This window comes from Shewanella frigidimarina (genome assembly GCF_003797125.1).
GTDB classification, from domain to species: Bacteria; Pseudomonadota; Gammaproteobacteria; order Enterobacterales; family Shewanellaceae; genus Shewanella; species Shewanella frigidimarina.
Map to the genome: position 1 here is coordinate 1 of NZ_RKKE01000019.1, position 1,241 is coordinate 1,241.

Here is a 1,241-nt window from a genome sequence, read left to right on the forward strand (position 1 = left end):
CTTGCCTTCGCTTATCACCTTGACATTGTCTTCGCCTGTGCTTTGTGTGATGTTGTGAGAGCGATGCGAGGCGCGTGGTTCGCACGACAGCGTCTCGACGTCAGCGGCGGAGGTGTATAAGCGACAGGCCATAAGCGGGTGGCGTACAATAGCTTCAGTGGTACCGTCGCCGTTAGTTGCTTTGCCGAGCAAGTCGTTAACGTGGGAAGCAAATGCCTGTCCCGGCATCTTTGCAATCTCTGGCATACGACTGTCTAGGTCGGTAGCAATGCTTGCCGCCTTGGCTGCTGCTGTGTAAGTGCGGGCACCGTCAACAAGACTAGTGGCCCCGAATACTTTAGAGTACCAAGGCTGCTCGTCAACGATTTCCTTGACGGCCTCGCCCTCAGCAGCCCGCTGCATACCTTGCATGAACTGCGTTTCTTGCTCACGCTTAACTGCCGGGGCAAGGAGGTTGCCACCGAGCTTCATAAGCGCAGCCATCGTAGGGTCAGGCTGTGCTGCCTGTACCTGACGTGCCTGCCCTGAGCTAGTGGGCGCACCGCCCTGCGTACCCATGCGAACTGCTCCGCGATCTGGAATTTGTAGCTGGGGAACACCAACACCGCCAGAGGCAGTGAAGGTGACCGTTTGGCCAAGGCCCTCGGTGGGTGCCCCTAGTGTGTTGTCTTTTGCCATAGTCAGTAGTTATAGTCGTTGGTTGCCCGCTTGGCGTCGCTGCCTGTCATAGGCGTAGAGAACCAGTCGGTGTACTTCTTTTGCCCCCACTGGGCTACGTTAGCCAGAACCTTCTGATCGGTGCCCGCGATGCCTTGGATGACCTCACTCAACAACCCGCCGCCTGTGCTGACCGTCTGAGCGACGTCCTGCCCGTAGTCGATACCGGCCGTGATGTCAGTCTGGTCTAGGTTGTCCCAGCCAGCTTGAAGCAGTGCGCCTGTGCGCTCGGCTTGGTCGCTGTCCGTCTGGGCCATAGCCTGCTCTTTGCGCTGCTGAATGCGGCTAGACCGCAGGGCAGTCGTGTGGCGAATGATGTCCGAGACGCCTCCTGTGAGCCCGCTAAAGGCGCTCATAGCGGCCTGCCGCCCCGCCTGCTCGGCTTGTGCGATCTGGTCTTCTAGGCTGGCGCTTTCCATAGCGTCCCGCTGGCGGCGGTAGTTCACGTTGTTGTTTGTGAAGCTCTTGCCGACGTTGGATCGGGTACGGTTGTTATTTTCCGATTGAACATATCGAGCTAAGCT

2 protein-coding genes are annotated in these 1,241 nt (G+C 58.4%); both read right to left on the reverse strand.

Annotated features, from left to right (window positions below):
- Positions 1–471 (reverse strand): hypothetical protein (locus EGC86_RS20830; RefSeq protein WP_133306620.1); only part of this gene is annotated, 471 nt, incomplete at its 3' end.
- Positions 472–680: 209 nt separating this feature from the next.
- Positions 681–1,241, reverse strand: a 561-nt coding sequence (locus EGC86_RS20955) for a hypothetical protein (RefSeq protein ID WP_165872480.1), incomplete at its 5' end; no start/stop codon positions are given.